The 15693-nt window shown below is 60.0% G+C and carries 34 protein-coding genes; 18 read left to right on the top strand and 16 right to left on the bottom strand.

Translation table 11 applies throughout. From position 1 onward, the window contains the following. Nucleotides 1-214: 214 nt before the first annotated feature. From ACYU81_RS03655 to ACYU81_RS03580, 16 genes are all read right to left on the bottom strand, one after another. Nucleotides 215-763, bottom strand: coding sequence for a hypothetical protein (locus tag ACYU81_RS03655; protein ID WP_460986396.1), 549 nt, complete (start codon nt 761-763; stop codon nt 215-217). A 120-nt stretch (nt 764-883) separates the two neighbouring features. Continuing rightward, nucleotides 884-1156 carry a hypothetical protein gene (locus tag ACYU81_RS03650; protein ID WP_460986395.1) on the bottom strand — a complete coding sequence of 91 codons (273 nt, stop codon included), beginning with the start codon at nt 1154-1156 and terminating at the stop codon, nt 884-886. Beyond that, a complete protein-coding gene (locus ACYU81_RS03645; RefSeq protein ID WP_460986394.1) occupies nt 1153-1485 on the bottom strand; it encodes a hypothetical protein in 333 nt (110 codons plus the stop codon). Before ACYU81_RS03645 ends, ACYU81_RS03650 begins: the two co-directional genes overlap by 4 nt. A 444-nt stretch (nt 1486-1929) precedes the next feature. Next, a complete protein-coding gene (locus ACYU81_RS03640) occupies nt 1930-2514 on the bottom strand; it encodes a hypothetical protein (protein WP_460986393.1) in 585 nt (194 codons plus the stop codon). Nucleotides 2515-2593: 79 nt separating this feature from the next. Next, nucleotides 2594-3325 carry a hypothetical protein gene (locus ACYU81_RS03635; RefSeq protein ID WP_460986392.1) on the bottom strand — a complete coding sequence of 244 codons (732 nt, stop codon included), beginning with the start codon at nt 3323-3325 and terminating at the stop codon, nt 2594-2596. Then, entirely contained in the window at nt 3291-4094 is an 804-nt protein-coding gene (locus ACYU81_RS03630; RefSeq protein WP_460986391.1) for a hypothetical protein, read from the bottom strand. Before ACYU81_RS03630 ends, ACYU81_RS03635 begins: the two co-directional genes overlap by 35 nt. Further along, entirely contained in the window at nt 4091-4264 is a 174-nt protein-coding gene (locus ACYU81_RS03625) for a zinc finger domain-containing protein (protein ID WP_460986390.1), read from the bottom strand. Before ACYU81_RS03625 ends, ACYU81_RS03630 begins: the two co-directional genes overlap by 4 nt. Next, a complete protein-coding gene (locus tag ACYU81_RS03620) occupies nt 4261-4419 on the bottom strand; it encodes a hypothetical protein (RefSeq protein WP_460986389.1) in 159 nt (52 codons plus the stop codon). Before ACYU81_RS03620 ends, ACYU81_RS03625 begins: the two co-directional genes overlap by 4 nt. Then, entirely contained in the window at nt 4416-4817 is a 402-nt protein-coding gene (locus ACYU81_RS03615; RefSeq protein WP_460986388.1) for a RusA family crossover junction endodeoxyribonuclease, read from the bottom strand. The genes ACYU81_RS03620 and ACYU81_RS03615 overlap by 4 nt, the downstream gene beginning before the upstream one ends. Further along, on the bottom strand, nt 4817-5071 hold the full coding sequence (locus ACYU81_RS03610; protein ID WP_460986387.1) for a DUF2312 domain-containing protein: 255 nt from the start codon (nt 5069-5071) through the stop codon (nt 4817-4819). The genes ACYU81_RS03615 and ACYU81_RS03610 overlap by 1 nt, the downstream gene beginning before the upstream one ends. A gap of 124 nt (nt 5072-5195) precedes the next feature. Continuing rightward, a complete protein-coding gene (locus ACYU81_RS03605; protein WP_460986386.1) occupies nt 5196-5585 on the bottom strand; it encodes a hypothetical protein in 390 nt (129 codons plus the stop codon). After that, nucleotides 5585-6043 carry a hypothetical protein gene (locus ACYU81_RS03600; protein ID WP_460986385.1) on the bottom strand — a complete coding sequence of 153 codons (459 nt, stop codon included), beginning with the start codon at nt 6041-6043 and terminating at the stop codon, nt 5585-5587. Before ACYU81_RS03600 ends, ACYU81_RS03605 begins: the two co-directional genes overlap by 1 nt. Next, a complete protein-coding gene (locus ACYU81_RS03595) occupies nt 6043-6273 on the bottom strand; it encodes a hypothetical protein (RefSeq protein WP_460986384.1) in 231 nt (76 codons plus the stop codon). The genes ACYU81_RS03600 and ACYU81_RS03595 overlap by 1 nt, the downstream gene beginning before the upstream one ends. A 3-nt stretch (nt 6274-6276) precedes the next feature. After that, nucleotides 6277-6405, bottom strand: coding sequence for a hypothetical protein (locus ACYU81_RS03590; RefSeq protein WP_460986383.1), 129 nt, complete (start codon nt 6403-6405; stop codon nt 6277-6279). Then, nucleotides 6402-6965 carry a GIY-YIG nuclease family protein gene (locus ACYU81_RS03585; RefSeq protein WP_460986382.1) on the bottom strand — a complete coding sequence of 188 codons (564 nt, stop codon included), beginning with the start codon at nt 6963-6965 and terminating at the stop codon, nt 6402-6404. Before ACYU81_RS03585 ends, ACYU81_RS03590 begins: the two co-directional genes overlap by 4 nt. Next, nucleotides 6962-7204, bottom strand: a complete 243-nt coding sequence (locus ACYU81_RS03580; RefSeq protein WP_460986381.1) for a carph-isopro domain-containing protein — start codon at nt 7202-7204, stop codon at nt 6962-6964. Before ACYU81_RS03580 ends, ACYU81_RS03585 begins: the two co-directional genes overlap by 4 nt. Nucleotides 7205-7243: 39 nt before the next feature. Between ACYU81_RS03580 and ACYU81_RS03575 the strand changes: the two genes are divergently transcribed. The 18 genes from ACYU81_RS03575 to ACYU81_RS03490 all read left to right on the top strand — a co-directional run bounded on the left by ACYU81_RS03575 (nt 7244) and on the right by ACYU81_RS03490 (nt 15444). Further along, nucleotides 7244-7906, top strand: a complete 663-nt coding sequence (locus tag ACYU81_RS03575; protein WP_460988103.1) for a LexA family protein — start codon at nt 7244-7246, stop codon at nt 7904-7906. An 8-nt stretch (nt 7907-7914) separates the two neighbouring features. Next, nucleotides 7915-8145: a hypothetical protein gene (locus tag ACYU81_RS03570; RefSeq protein ID WP_460986380.1), complete on the top strand. Its 231-nt coding sequence runs from the start codon at nt 7915-7917 to the stop codon at nt 8143-8145. A gap of 384 nt (nt 8146-8529) precedes the next feature. Continuing rightward, a complete protein-coding gene (locus ACYU81_RS03565) occupies nt 8530-8997 on the top strand; it encodes a hypothetical protein (RefSeq protein WP_460986379.1) in 468 nt (155 codons plus the stop codon). 370 nt (nt 8998-9367) lie between these two features. After that, nucleotides 9368-10180 (top strand): hypothetical protein, encoded by an 813-nt coding sequence (locus ACYU81_RS03560; protein WP_460986378.1) that lies wholly within the window; start codon nt 9368-9370, stop codon nt 10178-10180. A 60-nt stretch (nt 10181-10240) separates the two neighbouring features. Continuing rightward, a complete protein-coding gene (locus ACYU81_RS03555) occupies nt 10241-10681 on the top strand; it encodes a hypothetical protein (protein WP_460986377.1) in 441 nt (146 codons plus the stop codon). Continuing rightward, complete coding sequence (locus tag ACYU81_RS03550) at nt 10678-10878, top strand: hypothetical protein (protein WP_460986376.1); 201 nt, start codon at nt 10678-10680, stop codon at nt 10876-10878. Before ACYU81_RS03555 ends, ACYU81_RS03550 begins: the two co-directional genes overlap by 4 nt. A 160-nt stretch (nt 10879-11038) precedes the next feature. Then, a complete protein-coding gene (locus ACYU81_RS03545; RefSeq protein ID WP_460986375.1) occupies nt 11039-11191 on the top strand; it encodes a hypothetical protein in 153 nt (50 codons plus the stop codon). Further along, nucleotides 11191-11391, top strand: coding sequence for a hypothetical protein (locus ACYU81_RS03540; RefSeq protein WP_460986374.1), 201 nt, complete (start codon nt 11191-11193; stop codon nt 11389-11391). The genes ACYU81_RS03545 and ACYU81_RS03540 overlap by 1 nt, the downstream gene beginning before the upstream one ends. Then, nucleotides 11388-11570: a hypothetical protein gene (locus tag ACYU81_RS03535; protein ID WP_460986373.1), complete on the top strand. Its 183-nt coding sequence runs from the start codon at nt 11388-11390 to the stop codon at nt 11568-11570. The genes ACYU81_RS03540 and ACYU81_RS03535 overlap by 4 nt, the downstream gene beginning before the upstream one ends. Further along, on the top strand, nt 11557-12306 hold the full coding sequence (locus ACYU81_RS03530; protein ID WP_460986372.1) for a hypothetical protein: 750 nt from the start codon (nt 11557-11559) through the stop codon (nt 12304-12306). The genes ACYU81_RS03535 and ACYU81_RS03530 overlap by 14 nt, the downstream gene beginning before the upstream one ends. Continuing rightward, nucleotides 12296-12931 carry an HNH endonuclease gene (locus ACYU81_RS03525; RefSeq protein WP_460986371.1) on the top strand — a complete coding sequence of 212 codons (636 nt, stop codon included), beginning with the start codon at nt 12296-12298 and terminating at the stop codon, nt 12929-12931. The genes ACYU81_RS03530 and ACYU81_RS03525 overlap by 11 nt, the downstream gene beginning before the upstream one ends. After that, entirely contained in the window at nt 12928-13551 is a 624-nt protein-coding gene (locus tag ACYU81_RS03520) for an RAD52 family DNA repair protein (protein WP_460986370.1), read from the top strand. The genes ACYU81_RS03525 and ACYU81_RS03520 overlap by 4 nt, the downstream gene beginning before the upstream one ends. Next, nucleotides 13548-13928 (top strand): single-stranded DNA-binding protein, encoded by a 381-nt coding sequence (locus ACYU81_RS03515; protein WP_460986369.1) that lies wholly within the window; start codon nt 13548-13550, stop codon nt 13926-13928. The genes ACYU81_RS03520 and ACYU81_RS03515 overlap by 4 nt, the downstream gene beginning before the upstream one ends. Then, nucleotides 13928-14266 carry a DUF968 domain-containing protein gene (locus ACYU81_RS03510; protein ID WP_460986368.1) on the top strand — a complete coding sequence of 113 codons (339 nt, stop codon included), beginning with the start codon at nt 13928-13930 and terminating at the stop codon, nt 14264-14266. The genes ACYU81_RS03515 and ACYU81_RS03510 overlap by 1 nt, the downstream gene beginning before the upstream one ends. After that, nucleotides 14259-14657: a recombination protein NinB gene (locus ACYU81_RS03505; protein ID WP_460986367.1), complete on the top strand. Its 399-nt coding sequence runs from the start codon at nt 14259-14261 to the stop codon at nt 14655-14657. Before ACYU81_RS03510 ends, ACYU81_RS03505 begins: the two co-directional genes overlap by 8 nt. A 13-nt stretch (nt 14658-14670) precedes the next feature. Further along, nucleotides 14671-14961 carry a hypothetical protein gene (locus ACYU81_RS03500; protein WP_460986366.1) on the top strand — a complete coding sequence of 97 codons (291 nt, stop codon included), beginning with the start codon at nt 14671-14673 and terminating at the stop codon, nt 14959-14961. Next, complete coding sequence (locus tag ACYU81_RS03495; protein WP_460986365.1) at nt 14961-15164, top strand: hypothetical protein; 204 nt, start codon at nt 14961-14963, stop codon at nt 15162-15164. Before ACYU81_RS03500 ends, ACYU81_RS03495 begins: the two co-directional genes overlap by 1 nt. 67 nt (nt 15165-15231) lie before the next feature. After that, nucleotides 15232-15444, top strand: coding sequence for a hypothetical protein (locus ACYU81_RS03490; RefSeq protein ID WP_460986364.1), 213 nt, complete (start codon nt 15232-15234; stop codon nt 15442-15444). The last annotated feature ends 249 nt before the right edge of the window (nt 15445-15693 follow it).

Here is a 15693-nt window from a genome sequence, read left to right as displayed (position 1 = left end):
TGAGGGCACTTCCAGCCCCGGAGCGCGACGGCGTTGACGTGTTCCCACGCAGCATTGCCATTGATCCCGCCGCCATTGTCGGGACAAGGAGTACGCGCTCCTCCACAATGCTGGAAATGCGAAAAGGGCCAACCCGTTAGAGCCAGCCCTTCGTCGGTCGCAATACGACCCATTGATCATTTGCATAGCTTGCGAGGGGGATGGCGTCAATAGCCTAGTAGCTCAATCGCTCATTCATCGCGATAATGTCCGCCACGAACTGCACGGTCGTTCTCGCCGCTGCCACCTGGTCGTTGCGCAGGGCTGTCAGTGCCGATCCCGCGAACCCCGCAGGCTCATCGAAACGGCAGACACATTCAAACACCGTCCACCATTTCATCGGGAAATAACCCTTGATGCGCTTGAGGTCGTCCAACGCCTCCTGTTCTGCCCAGCCATCGCCGCCACCGATGCCGCTGATCTTGTTGAGGTCTTGCGTGAGGCTCTTGCCGTTCAGCTTGCCCCATAGCCGTTCGCAATGATTGATCGCGGCCATCTGGCTATCGGACAACGCCCCGCTTTCGATCCAGCGTGCTACCGGCGTTCCACCGCGATTGACCATGGCCTTTCGTGCATCCCCATATTTCGACAGCACCTTGTAATTCCCGTGGATGGCTGTGAACGGGTTGACGACAGGTGCCGCGTCATTGGCCGCTGCCTCCGCATCAAGAATGCGTTGCAATCTGCCACGGTTATCGATCAGTTGCTTATTGCGCCTTGCCATGCTCAATCCCCATTCCGCCCCGTGAGGCCATTTCCAAACCCGGCCCTATGGCCTAATCCAAAATTTCCGCATCGTTGCCTGGTGGTGGCTTAAATCGCAGTGTTGGGCATATTCATTCCCCTAATCTCCATCGCCGCTTTTGCCGGTTGATATGCCGGATTCTATTCGGCGCCGGGATTGGCTTTCGCTTTCCCGCCGTTGCGCGGCCTGCTCCTTGCGCTCGTCCGCTTCCCGCTTCTGGATGCTGTAGGCCTGAGACAGCGCCTTTGCCAAAAGCCACGTCTGGTCATCGTTGGGGTGGTCGCGCTTCACACCAGGCATGATCTTTTGTGCAATGATGATCAGCGCGCGGAACCATGCAGGCGAGAACATTCCTCCCACACCGCCACTCATTCCCCGCTCCTGATCCTGCCGGTGTCGATGAGAAATTGCGCGAAGGCTTCATAAGCTGTGCGCCCTTTGGGGATATGACAGCCGGTTTCCTCCCACTTCTCCACCAGCGTCTTTGCAGGGTCGGGCAGGAGGGCTTGCAGGGCACCTTTCGCGTCAGAGAGTGCGCCTGAATAAACGCTGTCCATCATTTGTTTAGGGGCGGCGTTCACTACGATCGCCTCAATGCACATCCTCACCGTCCGCTCGCATGGCGTGAAGTCCCGGGAGGGGGTTTTGTTGCGGATGCCAGCTAAATGCTCTTGCCATGAACGGTCGCTAAACAAGCTCATTCCTCACCTCCTTGTGATGCGCCGGTCATCTCCAAATGCGAGCATGGCTTGTGATCCCAGCGTTGGAGCGCATCCATGAACTTCAGGTCAGGGACAACCTGGCTTCCCCATTGGCCGGTTGTTGCGTGGGCGCCGACGCGGATTGCGCACCACATCACTAGCCAACGCGGCATCAGCCAAGCGATCCTGATTGCAAGACGCTCCTTGAACCGTTCCATCAGTTGATCCCTTCATGCTGGAAATATGAGTTCGTAATCTTTGCCCGTCGAAAGCTGGAAACTGATAATATCCCAAGCATCCGGCCCCGTAGGCCATGGCTTCCACCGTCGCTGATCTGGACGGACGCAGCGGGCAATGACGCCTGAGCGGTATTTGACGTCGATGAGCGGAGGGCTGTCGTTGCCCTCGTAGGGGTTGCGGCCCTTGTTATGTTGGGTGTGCATGTCATGCTGCCTGAACCAACGCGGGGAACGGTATCGCCGGGTCTGCGCGTGGAAATGGTCTGGCGCGGAGGGTCGCACAAACCGCCTCCCGAATTTGCCGTCCTGTCATTGACTCGCAGATGTGCGTCTTCGCGGGTTGACGCGACAGTTTCGGCCTTTGTGAAATCAGCTTCAGTTCTTCAGCCCAAAGCATCTCAAGGCGATCAGCCGGATTGCATAGGCGGGGGCCTACCCGGTGACGCCAGCCGCCTTCATGGTGAAAAGCATCATATGGTTTTAGATCGAAACCGTTATCCGCCTCTACCAGAAGTTGAGCGCCCCAAGGTAGTTTCACCTTCGCGCCGTCATCATAGAACTTGCCGATCTTGTCCGCATGTTTCGCCGCGACACAGACCCCAAACAGGTCGGTAACTTCCATTGCGGCCTTCACTTGGTTCGGTAGCCGGGTAAGAACGTCACGCTCCGATTTAATTTCTAGTGCCGCAATGTATCCGGGCCGAACCGCCGCAATGTCGATCCGCACCCCGCCTTGGCGCAAAACCAACTCATGGATGATGCGGGCGTCAGGGAACAATTGGCGCAGCAACGCTTCCGCCTTCGCCCTGATCCGCTCTTCAGCGACGGAACCGCTCACGCCATCCTCCCCCATGTTCTTTCCATACGGGTCATGCGCCTGCCTCAATGCTGGGCAGATGCGAGCCAATGGATCCGGATGGACGGGCGCGCTTAGGCTCTGCTTCCGGTCCAGCTTTCCGAATTTCCGCGACTGCCGCTTCTGCCGCTGCCCGCGTCAGGCCAAGCTGCACATAATCCTCAACCGTTATGGACTTCGGCCCTCTCAGGCGGTCGGCACTGATCGGGCGCGGCTTCACTGGATCCACGCGGCTAATTCCGGCGTCATCCATGATCTTCGTCGCTTCATCGCCGGGGCAACGCTCGAACGGCTGCTGTTCAATCTGGACCTTGGGAGCAAGGATTGCGTCAGCCATCATGCGCAACCGGCGAACCTTTTGCTGCCGTTCCTCAACCATAGGATCCGCAATGGCACGGATAGCCCCGATGCTCGGCAGGAAGCCGCGTTCGGACTTCTTGACCGCCTCATCAACCGAGTGGGCCACTATGTCCTGCGGCAGATCGGCCAGCAGGCGGATGAACTCGTGCAGCCAAGCCGTCGCCTTGTCCGGGTCGCGGTCGTGGGCCATCGCCAGATACATCGTGGAGAGCCGCTTTTCGAGCCATCCGTGATTGACCGGCGTTAGGGTTTCCTGCGCCCGGTCGGCCAGCGTCGGGATCCGCAGCTTGTCGTCATCGCTCAGGCGGGACAGCCCGGTTGCGGTCGTCCATTCCCGCAGGCTGAAGCGGTTATCCGTTATAGCCGAGGCGACTGCGCGCGGCATGGAGAGCGTCGGAGACACTTGGCCGCCCTGCTGGATTGTAATTTCCTGTCCCATTGCGGTTTTCCCTCAAAATTCTGTCGTGCTGATCGCGGATCCGGTTGTGCCAAACCTTGTCCCAGTTGCTTCGGGCCGCGTCTTTCATCCGCGTCACCCAGTAATCCCGGAAGCCCTCAAGCTCCCGCTCCTCCCGGCCAGGTGGCCACTGGGCCGTCAGGGCTGCAACGGTTGCGGGCAGTGGGGACGGCTGCCAGTTGGCAGGAATGCGAGAGCCTTTTGAATTGGTCGGGCGCGCTAACATCACCACTGAGGAAGATTTATCTTCCGAAGTATGTTTCCCTGTTTCTTCTTTGGTCCGCTGTTGCCCCGGCGTTGCCCCGCTATCCGGCTCGTCGTTGCCCCGGTCCAATCCTTCCGGCGCTTGATATTTGTCGTAATTACATACGCTTATGATGCTTTGACCTTGCCCCGCTGCATGGTCCGACGTTGCCCCGTTTTTCGATCGCACTTCGATCATGCCTTCAGCAGCAAGCAGCTTGAGAAAGCGGTCAACGCGGCTCTTGGACCACTGCCATTTCTCGGCAAGGAACCGCTGAGCGAAGCACAGTTCGCCCCGGTCAAGGTCAATCATCTCACCCTTGACGCGTGTGCGTGATGGCTTCCACGTGGCGTTCTCAATCAGCCACACCCATGCGTCACGGCGCGAGTATTCCTCCCGATCGAAGATGGGATTTTCCTGCCAACCGCGATGCATGAGGAAGTAGCCTGTCACGCTGGCAATTCCCCCTTAGCCGCTGCGTAGCGGTCGCGATGGATGGCTGATCGAACATTGTTGCGCGTGCCATGGCAGAGGAACCCCGGCAGCGAGCCGCAGGTCGGACACATGACATGCACGGCGGCACGGCGGCGGCTGTCCTTCATGGGCTGGATATTCCGGCTCACGCAGCCCGCCTCCGCTCATAATAGCGCAGCATCGCAGCCAGCAGACGGTTGGACCCATCACGAGCAGCCCTGACGCGCTCAGGCATGTCAGAGACGCCGCGATCATCTATCCCGCTAGAGGGGGAGAGGTAGGCTTGGCCTGAGTAGCGGCTCATAGTGCCTCCACTTCGACAGTGAGGCCGGGAACCGCGCCGTAGCATTTGATGATCCGGGCCGATGCGACCTGGCTGTCATCCTTGAAAGCTATGCCGTTGAGGCCGTCACCAACCGCCTTCAGGAGATTGTCTCCATCAGGGCGGCCAGTGTGCCATAGGGCGGCAGCCTTCTTCTTGCCGGTCCAGCTTGCCGGGATCGCGAACGTCGCCGTCACCGACAGGCTGACCGGGCCTAGATAGGGCTCGGCACCATCCATTGCCTTTTCAGCGGCGAGGGCGATCAGGCCCTCATATGCCACAGTGGCGGAAGGAGTGAACATGCGCGCCTTGCCAGCGATCATGCCGACGCGGGCGCGACCTTTCGCCACTGGTGGGCCGGGGACGGTGAAGGCGAGCATCAGAAGTCGAAGCCCGTCTGCATATTGAGCGCGGCCATGTAGGTAGCCAGCACGGCCTCTTCGGTGGTCCGGTCGTTCGGGTCTTTCTTGCGCATGGCGACGAGCTTGCGGACGACCTTGGGATCGAAGCCTTCACTCTTCAGTGTGAGGTAGCGGTCGCGCTTGTCGTCCTTCAGGCCCTTCTCTTCAGATTCCAAGCGCTCGATCGCTTCAACGTGAAGGCGCAATTTGTCGGCAGCAATGTTGTCGCTCATGCGGTCTTTCCCTTAATGAACCTGCCCCAGCAATCCCGCTTAGGTGCGGCCTGAAGGCGGGCGATGTTGGCTTTGCGAAGCTGGGCGAGGCGACGGCGCGCGGCCCACTGGCGGATGAGGCGGATCATGTCACCGCCCTCCATGCCGGAATGACGCTGGTGGTCAGGAAAGCGGCGCTATGACGCTGGCAATTCCTAGCACCGCACCTTGGGCAGGAAGTCGCCTCGATCCGCACCGGCTCAAACTCGACGTTCGCCGCAACGCGATCCGCCTTGCTCAAGCGGGGCAGGGTATCGCCGACGCCCTTAATGCTGATCGTGCGATAATTGCCGGTCCCGCTGGCAGAAACGAGGCCCTGCCTGACCAGGCGGTAGAAGCTCGCTTCGATCGTGCCACGGCCGACATCAAGGGCCGCCGCAAGCTCCCGGCTTGTGGGCGTGGGCTTGCCGATCATGTTGGTGAGGTGGGCAAGCAACTTCTTGTCGAAGTCGGCCGATGCGGTCTGTATGTCCATTATGCGCCAGCCCGGAGGCGTTCAGCCTCGCTGATAATTGCTTGATACTTGCGGACAACAGGACGGGCCTTGTCAGCAATGCGCAGCGTTTCCGTGTGGTTGCGGACGCCATCGCGCATGGCGTTCATATGCTCGTCGTGAAGGTCGGCGGCGTCGGCCAGCGTATCGAAATCGTTGGCCGCGTCGGTGTGTAGCGGCACCAGCTTGAAGCCGTACTCCGCCAGTACTTCATCAAGCGCGGTCGGATCGGCGCACAGGCTGTTGAAGATCGTGTGCGCCTCAGGAAGGTTCGCAGCCGTCACAGCGCGGTCTATCGTCTTGGTGTCCGATGACATGCGATCGGCCATCACGCCCTTGCCGATGGTCGGCCAGACGCGGCCCCAGGCGGCGGCCAACTTCGTTTTAAACTTGTCTTTCGATACTGGCTCGTAACGACAGACTTGGTTGCGTCGCACCATTAGAACTGCCTCTCATGAACGGGGATGAACTCAAGCGTGTGCGCCGAAAGGACAGCAGCCCGGTCGTCGGTAAAGCGGACGATCATCGGCTTGCCGCCCATGGCATCGAACAGCGCGCGGATTTTGGTGGTTACGTCATTGGCAGTCAGCGACCCGCTGCCAGTGGCGAACCTGGCGGGGCGGGCTTCACGGCTCGCCCCGTCCTTTTCCGTGTGATCCGCCCCCGGCATAGATCAGCCCTCCGCCAAACGACGCGCGCGAGCCTTGCGGGCTTTGCGATTGAACCACCAGAGGCGGATCAGGCTGATGGCGAAGTGGGGCCAGAAGAACGGTTGCCACTTGCGACGGATGCGGGCGCTCATGCTGCGCTGGCCTTCGCAAATTTCTTTGCGGCCTCACGCGCCCACAGGTACGGCATTGGGACGCCCCACCGGATTGGGTCGGACAGAAATGCCTCCACATACGAGATGGCGAGCGCATCTCCGCACTGGACTATTCCGGTTGTCCTTATGCGGGATTCATGCCCAGACCGGCGCTCAAGATGAGTGGTGCGAAGGCTAAGGCTCAAGGCCCTGCGCTGCGTCGGCGTCCGGGTGGGCGACCGCCCTTTGTTTTTGTGCGCCAAGAATGCGGGGCCGGGAAGCGTCGATATATTAAACGTTCCCGCGTTGATGGCGACGATGGCCGCGCTCAATTCCGGCGAGGAAGCAAACCACTCGCGCCGCTCATGCGTGGCGGCGAATGCGGCGTGGAAGCGGCGCTCAAGATCAAAGCCGCCTTTTATTTCAGCGACAACCTCAAGCGCAAAAGGCGACCAGTTGGCCAACGCCTCACAGCGACCGTCCGGCGAGCGGCTGCATCCGATCTTGATCGGGCCATCCATACCTATCGGCTTGATGAAATAGACGGTGCGCTCGCTCATGCCGTGGCCGCCTTGCGCTTCTTCGCGCGGCCCTGATCGAGGTCGCCACCCATGGCCGCCAGCGCAGGGACTTCCAGCCCATTCGCCTTTGCGGCAAGGCGCAGATGGGCAAGGCGTGAAGGCGGGATGCGTCCAGCCCTTTGCCAAGCCCACACGGTTGTCACCGGAGCGTCCAGCAGGCGCGCCACTTTCGTGGCCCCCCCTATTTGCTCGAAGATACTCTTTATAGTGTTTGCCATATTCGCTGTTATGCGATTATCGCACGGGACTTGCAAGCTATGATATGCGATAAAGGCAGAAATATTTGCGGGGGCGCAGTCAGTGAGTGCGAAAGTAGAGTTTGTTTTCGGGCGAAGTTTCGGCTCATTGAGAGTATGGATATGGAGCTTATCAGGCAGCGCATGGCAGAGATGGGTCTCAAGCAGGGCGATGTTGCCCGCGCCTTGGGGATCGACGCATCTGCCGTTTCAAAGCTGCTTACCGGAAAGCGCGCGCTCAAGGCTAACGAAGCCCAGGTGCTTGCGATGCTGCTCCACATTGACGCTATCGGCTCCCCTGTTATCAGGACGTTGCCGGTGATCGGCCAAGCATCAGCAGGGGCTTGGCAGGAAGCTATAGAGCAGCCATTATCCCATATGCCCTGTCCCGATCCCATGGTCCCAGCGGAAGCGTTTGTCGTTCTGGTTGACGGCGATAGCATTGATTTGATTGCCCCGAACGGCGCGCACATCATTGTCGATCCGACCGACTTGGATCTGGTCGAGCGCGGGCTTTATCTCATGCGAAACGGGAACGGCGAATCGACCGTCAAGGTGTTTCGCAGCAACCCGGCGCGGCTTGAGCCATGCTCATCTAACCCAGCGCATAACGTGATCCACCTTGGCAGAGACCACGTTCAGGTGATCGGTCGCATCATCTGGAAAGCAGAAAAACTGCGATAATCGCGCCAATGACCATCCTCGCCAGCATCGTGGTCGATGACGACACGGCCTATGGCTATCACCAGCTTGCCGCAATCCCGCAGCATGGCGACCGGCTACACCTCCCGAACGGCGACGATATTCTGATCCTGACCGTCGAGCGCGTGGATCACTACCCGGTGCCAGCCAAGCATGGCGCGACCAGTATATTCGGCAGCATCACCCCAGCGGTGACGGTGTTTTGTAGGGGGATGGGGTAGGTGAGAATGGTTCTCTATTGCGCTTGCAACCCCATATAGCGTAAATCGTTTACGAAGTCGGCCTATCATGGCCGCATCTAACAAAGGACGGCACATGGCAAAGAAGACATATCGCAGCCATGCCTTTCTGCGAAGTTTCGTGGAAGGCTTTGCCGCGCCAGTATGTTTCTTTGGGGGCGCGAAATATCAGCGCGCGCGGCAGATTGACGCAAGTGTAAACGGCGCATGGCGCTCGGTGGGCAAGGCACTTCGCGAAAGTTACGAGGGGGAAATAGCGCGGAATGGGCAAGCCACCAGCAAAGAAAAGCATAGACCCCGAATCAGCGCCTGAAGAAGATAGCGACTTCGCCGACATCCTGTCCAAGCTCATGACGGTTGAAGAGAATGCCGCCTAAGACCTCTGCAACGCGCATAGGCGTGACCTTCGCCCTTGCTGGGTCTACCATTTCTCAAGGAATGGCATATACTCAGGGCGGCGCATCAACTATGCCGCAGCCTCCACATGAGGTGCGCCAAGCATCAGCAGGGAAGCCGATGGAAGTCACAGAGCAGATCCTGAACGCCAAGCTGGAAGCCGTAGAGGCGCGTACGGAATCTAAGTTTGCGCAGTTCATGGGCGAGTTGAAGGTAATCTCAACCACCCTTTCCACGCTCGTGGACGATGTGAAAGACATCAAGGTTGACATGAAATCGGTCAGGACGGACGTAGGCACGCTCAAGACAGACGTCGCGGTTCTAAAGGTTTCCAAGGCTGGCAAGGGCTTCATCGTTTCGGCCTTAGCGATCGGAGCAAGCCTAACCGTTGCGGCCATGACGATTCTGTCGAAGCTTGGCTATCTCGCAGCCAGTTAAAGGTCTCCGCACTCCAAGCGCCTATCACCCCGCCCTAACCCGGCGGGGTTTTATTTTGCCCAGCCTCGCCTCCCCGGATGCGGGGCATGTCCGATTTTAACAAGGCGAATCACTCGCTCGATGGCATTTTGCCCGCGCAGGCTTAGCCTGTAGTGCGACCCAACCTGGCCCTGCCTCCCATGCGGAGGTGGGGCTTTTTTGTGTGCTGATTCGGCGTGCGATTCGCGCCACCGAACGCAAACGCCCTCGGCCCAAACTTAAATAAAATGCGATAATCGAAATAATGCTGTTGCTAGACGTGCGATAATCGCATAGAACACTCCCACAGCCCGACACCAGGGCATCGCAACAAGCGAGGGAGCTACAGAGCATGAGTGAAGTCGTCACCATAGACGAAACAAGGCTGGCCAAGGTCATGGAGCGCGGCCTGTCGAGCGGCGCACATGATGCGAACGCTGATGCTCACTGTGCCATGGAAGCGGTTGCCTACATCACCGGCGAACCATGGTCAGACCATCCGGCTTGCGCCTGCCCCGTCATCACCGCCTTCATGGTGTCTTGGAACGACACGCTGAACGACGAGGACCGTAACCGTCTCATCCTGCCGCTGATCACCAAGACAGTCGGCACCCGCTCCACGCCAGAAGTTGAGCAGCGCCGCGCCATCATGGCAACGGACTGGCTGATCCGTGTTCACACCCCGGCATGGCTGCGTCTGGCTGGCCTGAATGATCAGGCTGACACGCTCGCCAAACTGCCGGAGATTACCTCCACCGCTGGCTTTCCTCCGATCATGGAGCCTCTGAAGGCCATCAGGAAGGATGCGGCCGCCGCACGGGACGCCGCAGGGGCCGCCGCACGGGCCGCCGCACGGGCCGCCGCAGGGGACGCCGCACGGGCCGCCGCACGGGCCGCCGCAGGGGACGCCGCAGGGGACGCCGCACGGGCCGCCGCATGGGACGCCGCAGGGGACGCCGCATGGGACGCCGCACGGGCCGCCGCAGGGGACGCCGCACGGGCCGCCGCAGGGGCCGCCGCAGGGGACGCCGCACGGGCCGCCGCAGGGGCCGCCGCATGGGACGCCGCATGGGACGCCGCATGGGACGCCATCAAACCAACCGTCACTGAATTGCAGGCATCGGCTTCCGCTCTGATCACCCGCATGTGCGCTGTCACAGCCTAATTTAACCGGAGCGCGGGCCAGTTCCGCGCCGAGGATGAAATCAGTTTCAAGGAGACGAGCATGACCGCTCTTCAGAAATCAGATGGGCAGACGGGGGGGCAATTCTCCAAAGACATAGCTGGCCATGGTCAGAACGTTGAATGGACCGCTGGCGCAATTCTGACCGCGACCACCGAGGGCGGGAAGCTGATCCCCGGCTATATCAAGCACCCGTTCGGCATGGACTTGGCATATCTGGCCGGAGAGGACGTTTGGGTTATCCATCACATCCCAACTGGATACGCTATCGCTGCCGTTGATGGCGATACTGCGGCGGCTGTTAAGGTCGTCGATGTGCTGCTGACGCTTGGCGACTGGCAGTTCGATAAGCCGGAAGGGGCGAAGCAGTATTCGGGCGCTTTGAAGGCTGCTCGCGAGGCTGGCTTGCCGGTCATTTCTCCCAATGGCGTAAAGCGCATCGTCGGTCCCAATGCCATCAAAGCCACGGGAGCGTCATCATGACCCGCCCCCGCACCCTGAACAGCAACGCCGCTACCGAGGCATGGGATGACGTTTACGCCGATGTGGCGCAATTCGAGCGCAACGAAGCGGAGCGCAACAAGCCGCAGCCGGTGATTACACCCTCTGACTGGCAGAACATCGTCACGCTGGCCTGCTGCTTCCTGATGGGCTGCGTTATGGGTGGGCTGGTCTCGTGAGGAACCAATACGCTGGCCCCTGCTACCGCTGCGGCAAGACCGTCGAAGCTGGTGCAGGCCACTTTGAGCGCAGCGTTGGGCGCTGGCGGACGCAACATGCCGACTGCGCCATCCGCGCTCGCAATGAAAAGCGGGCCGCCCACCGCGCCAAGGCCCAGCCATGAAAGCCGAGCGCATCAAGCGGCCCGATGGTGCCGACCCCGCCACCTATAGCTGGATGGCCCCGCATTATGCCCGCCAAGCCGCCAAAGACTTCGTGCTGATCGACAAGGCCATGCGGACGCAGCGGCCGGAATTGAAAAGGATCGACTGATGCAGACCGATCTACCCCAACTCATGGCCGACGCCATCATAGCAGACAAAATCGCCAAACTGCGCGCTGAAGCCCGCATAGATGACGATCACATGGCTGATGACCTCTATTGGGCATCGGAAGGCCGGAAGAACCGCCTCATGCTCGCCTTGGAGCAGTTGGACATAAACCCCCGCGATCTGGCCGAGGTGCTGCAATGAGTGCGCATCAGGCGGTTACCGCTGGGGCCGAAAGCGATCTGTGGGCCGGTTACGAACGCTGGCTTGACGAACGCTACTGGCTCGAAGCTGAGAACGACTTGCTCCGGCAAGAGAACGAAATCCTACGCGGCGAACTTCGTGACGCCCGCAACCGGGAGGTTTTTCATGGACATCACTGAAAATCCACGTGCGGTGATTGGAGGAAACAATCCTCCGGAGCCGAACCCGTTTGAGGCGATGCAAATCCATATTCTTGACCTGATGGAAACCGCCCAAGGCTTTCTTGATGGCGAGCCAATCGAAAATCAGGCGACCGCCGACATTGTTGGCAAGCTGATCGATGAAGCCCGCAAGGCTCGCAACGATGCCGACGCGATGCGTAAGGCGGAGGCCAAACCCTTCGATGAAGGCAAGGCGGCTGTCCAGGCAAAATGGACCCCGCTGACAGACGACAAAAAGGGCAAGTGCGCCCTGATTATCGACACGGCCAAGAAGGCGCTGGTTCCGTGGTTGGAGAAACTGGAAGCTGATCAGCGCGCCGAAGCCGAGAAGGCGCGGCAGGAGGCGGAAGCAAAACGCCAAGCCGCGCTGAAGGCAGAACGTGAAGCCGCGTCCGCCAACCTGGAAGCGATCGAACGTGTCGAACTGGCCCGCAAGGAAGCCGACGCTGCCGAGCGCGCCGCGAACAAGGCCGACAAGGCGAAGGCCCATGCGTCAGGCGGAGGTCGGGCCATCGGGTTGCGGTCCTACTGGATTGCCGAACTGGTCGATCCGGTGGAGGCGCTGAAGCACTACAAGCAGGCGCAGCCGGAATTGCTGAAGGCTTGGCTGCTGGAGCAGGCAAACAAGGACGTTCATTCCGGCAAACGTGCGATCCCAGGTGTGAGCGTGAAGGAGCACCGCCGTGCGGCCTGACTTCCAAAAATACATAATGGAACGTGTGTCTATGGACGGAAACGGTTGCTGGCATTGGCAACTGACACTTGACCGCGACGGCTACGGGATGGGCTGCTTCGAAAAGCGGAAGGGTCGCTCGCATCGCTTGGCCTATGAGGCGTTTGTCGGTCCTATTCCGGACGGCCTACTCATAGACCATCTATGCCGCGTTCGCGACTGCGTGAACCCAGAACATCTAGAACCAGTAACAAGCGGAGAGAACACCCGCCGAGGGATAACTGGATCAAAGCCAAAGACCCATTGCAAACGCGGGCATCCTTTTGCTGAACACGGGCGAAAAACACCAGAGGGCATGAACCAGTGCTTAGTGTGCGACCGGCTGCGCTCGAAGGCGGCTTATGAACGCAATCGCGAAGCTGTCCTGGCTAAACATCGCGCCGTCTATGCGGCCAAGCCGGATAGAAACCCACTGCCGTGCGGCGAGGCGCATCCTTCAGCTAAAGTGTCGGAGGTTGATGTTCGCCTGATCAGACTTCGCGCCGAACAAGGGGATTCCTGCCGCCGTATCAGTCGCGATTACTCGGTCAGCCCGTCCACCATAGAGCGCATCGTCAACCGTACAAAATGGAAGCACGTCGCATGACATTCACCCCTGAACAGAACGCGGCCCTCAGTGCGCCGCTCAACCGCGACCATGTTGCCAAGCGCCAGCAAGGCGGCTCCCAAGTCTCGTATATCGAAGGTTGGCACGCAATTGCGGAGGCTAATCGGATATTCGGTTTCGATGGCTGGCAGCGGGAAACGATCGAACTGCGCCAGCTTGGCGAGCCCCGCGACGTGAACGGCAAGATGCGCGTGGACTATCTGGCCCGCGTTCGGATCACCGTCGGCAATCTCGTCCGGGAGGGTTCCGGCTTTGGGCAGGGTATCGATAAAGACGTTGGGCAGGCGCACGAGAGCGCGCTGAAGGAAGCTGAGACCGACGCGATGAAACGCGCCTTCATGACCTTCGGCAATCCATTCGGCCTGGCTCTTTACGACAAGACGCAGAGCAATGTGCAGGATGCGCCGCCGCCCACCATCACCGAAGCCACGTTGGCCGCGATCAAGCAGGCAATCGGACCATCCGGCGTAAGCGTCCAGTCCATTGTCGAGGGCTTCAAGGTTTCCGCTCTCGATGAGCTGACAGCCGCGCAGGGGGAGGCAACCCTTCGCAATCTTCAGAAGCGCATTGCGCAGAACGCACAGAAAGAAGCAGCATGACACAGATTATCACCCTCGCAGGGACAACCGGGAAAGACGCTACGTTCAAGACGACGCAGAGCGGGCAGACACTTTGTTCCTTCTCGGTCGCCGTCAACACCGGATACGGCGATAACAAGCAGACCACATGGTGGGATGTGACCCGTTGGGGGAAGGGCGCGGACAAGCTGGCCGAACTGCTCGTTAAGGGCACGAAAGTTACGGTCGTCGGCGAAGTTGGCACCCGCGAGCATGACGGCAAGACCTATCTCCAGTGCCGCGCCGATCATGTGACGTTGCAGGGCGGGCGGCAGGCAGATGGGGGCCAGCGGTCAAGCGGCGGCGGCAACCAGCAGTCCTACCGCGACGAACCGCTGGACGATGAGGTGCCTTTCTGATGCTTCCGCGCCGGATTCCGAAACCCGCCAAGCGTTCTAGCCGGTGGCGTTCACAAGCCCATTGCAGCTTCGTTCGCAATCATGCGTGCTGCGCTTGCGGGTCCACCGCTGCGATCGAGGTAGCGCATGTGCGGATCGGGACCGGCGCGGGCATGGGTCAGAAGCCAAGCGACTTTTGGACCATCTCACTCTGCCATGAATGCCACGCACGGCAGCACCAGATGGGTGAGCAATCATTCGAGCGGTTTCACAGCATCAACATGCGGACGCTGGCGGAAGAATTCGCCCAAGCCTCGCCGCGCCGGATGGAGATCATGGAGGCAAAGCGCAATGGCTAGCGGGCAAACCGTCATACTGAACAGCCCGTTCAAGCGGGCGCAAGCCCACCAGCTGATTGAGCAAGCCCCGCAAGGCGCGATCCTCAACATCAAGGAGGCCAAGCGCACGCAGGACCAGAACGCGCTCATGTGGAGCCTGTTGAGCCAGATCAGCCGCGCAAAGCCCGATGGCCGGTTGCTGGATACCGACACCTGGAAGGCGCTGTTTATGCATGAAGCCGGGTTCAAATGCACCTTTGAGCCGACGCTGGACGGCAGTGGAGTTGTGCCGATGGGCTACAAATCCTCGCGTCTCGGCAAGGCTGAATTTTCCGACCTCATAGAAGCAATCTTTTCGTTCGCAGCGGAGAAGGAAATCCCGCTGTCAGACGAAATCACCGCCGCAGCATAGGGGATCAACCACCATGTCATTATTCACAAACTGGCGGAAGCCGAAGGAAGAGATGGTCAGCAAGGCCGAGCATGAGCGGATCGTTGCCAATTATGCGGCGCGCCATGAAGAGCAGGAGCGGATCATCAGGCGCCACCGTGAAGCGGTTATAGATCGCAACGCCCACGCCAACAGCCTTCAGAACCGGTTGAACCATGCGCTTGGCGACCTCGCCACCGCCCGCGCCGAAGCAGAGGCGAACAAGGCTGATGCGGAGAAGTGGCGAGCGGCACGGGACAGGCGGAAGCAGAGGAGGGCGGCGTGATGGCCATGCCGATTGAAAAGCTGATCGGGCCTGCAATCGATTGGACCGATCAGACATGGGCGCAACGCCTCGATGCTGCCGCCTCTCTGCTGTTCCTGCACGGCTACATTCCGCAGTCCACAAGATCGGCAATCACGAGGCGGATCGAAGGCCAGTTTCAGAAGGCGATCGACAGCGGGCAAATCCGCGAACGAGCAGCCTAACCCCCAACGGCACCGCAGCCAATCCCTGCCCAGCGGAGAGAAAAGGGCAGGGGAAAGGAATTTCCCGATGGCAGAGATACTAGCCAAATCGGTGACCGCCGACTTCTACCCGCATCAGAACATGGCCGACGAGAACCGCGACATGTTCAAGGGTGACACGATCACTTGGACGTTTGAGCTTCCCAAATCGCAGGCAGTCGGCGCCGGCATCTATCGCTTGGAATTTGTGCGGACGTTGGCTGAAGAGGAGGCGCTGGGCAATCCAGTGTTGGGCGCATGAACCCCCGCCAATCCGAGCGTGAACGCTGCCGTCAAAGCCGCGACTGGAAGCAGATAGAGCGCACCGTGCATCGCCCTGGAGAATGGCGCCAGACGCCTAAAGGTTGGGAAAAGGTGCCCACCGAATGAGCTTCCTCGACCGCCTGGACGATGCATACGAGCGCTACAAAGCCCGCCACCGCAATGATGAGCGCCTTGTTACGGACGAGTGCGAATGTCCCGCTTGCCGCTCTGACATGGCCGGACTTGT

The sequence above is a fragment of the Sphingobium sp. TomTYG75 genome (assembly GCF_054771635.1).
This window is presented reverse-complemented; position numbering and strand designations above follow the sequence as displayed.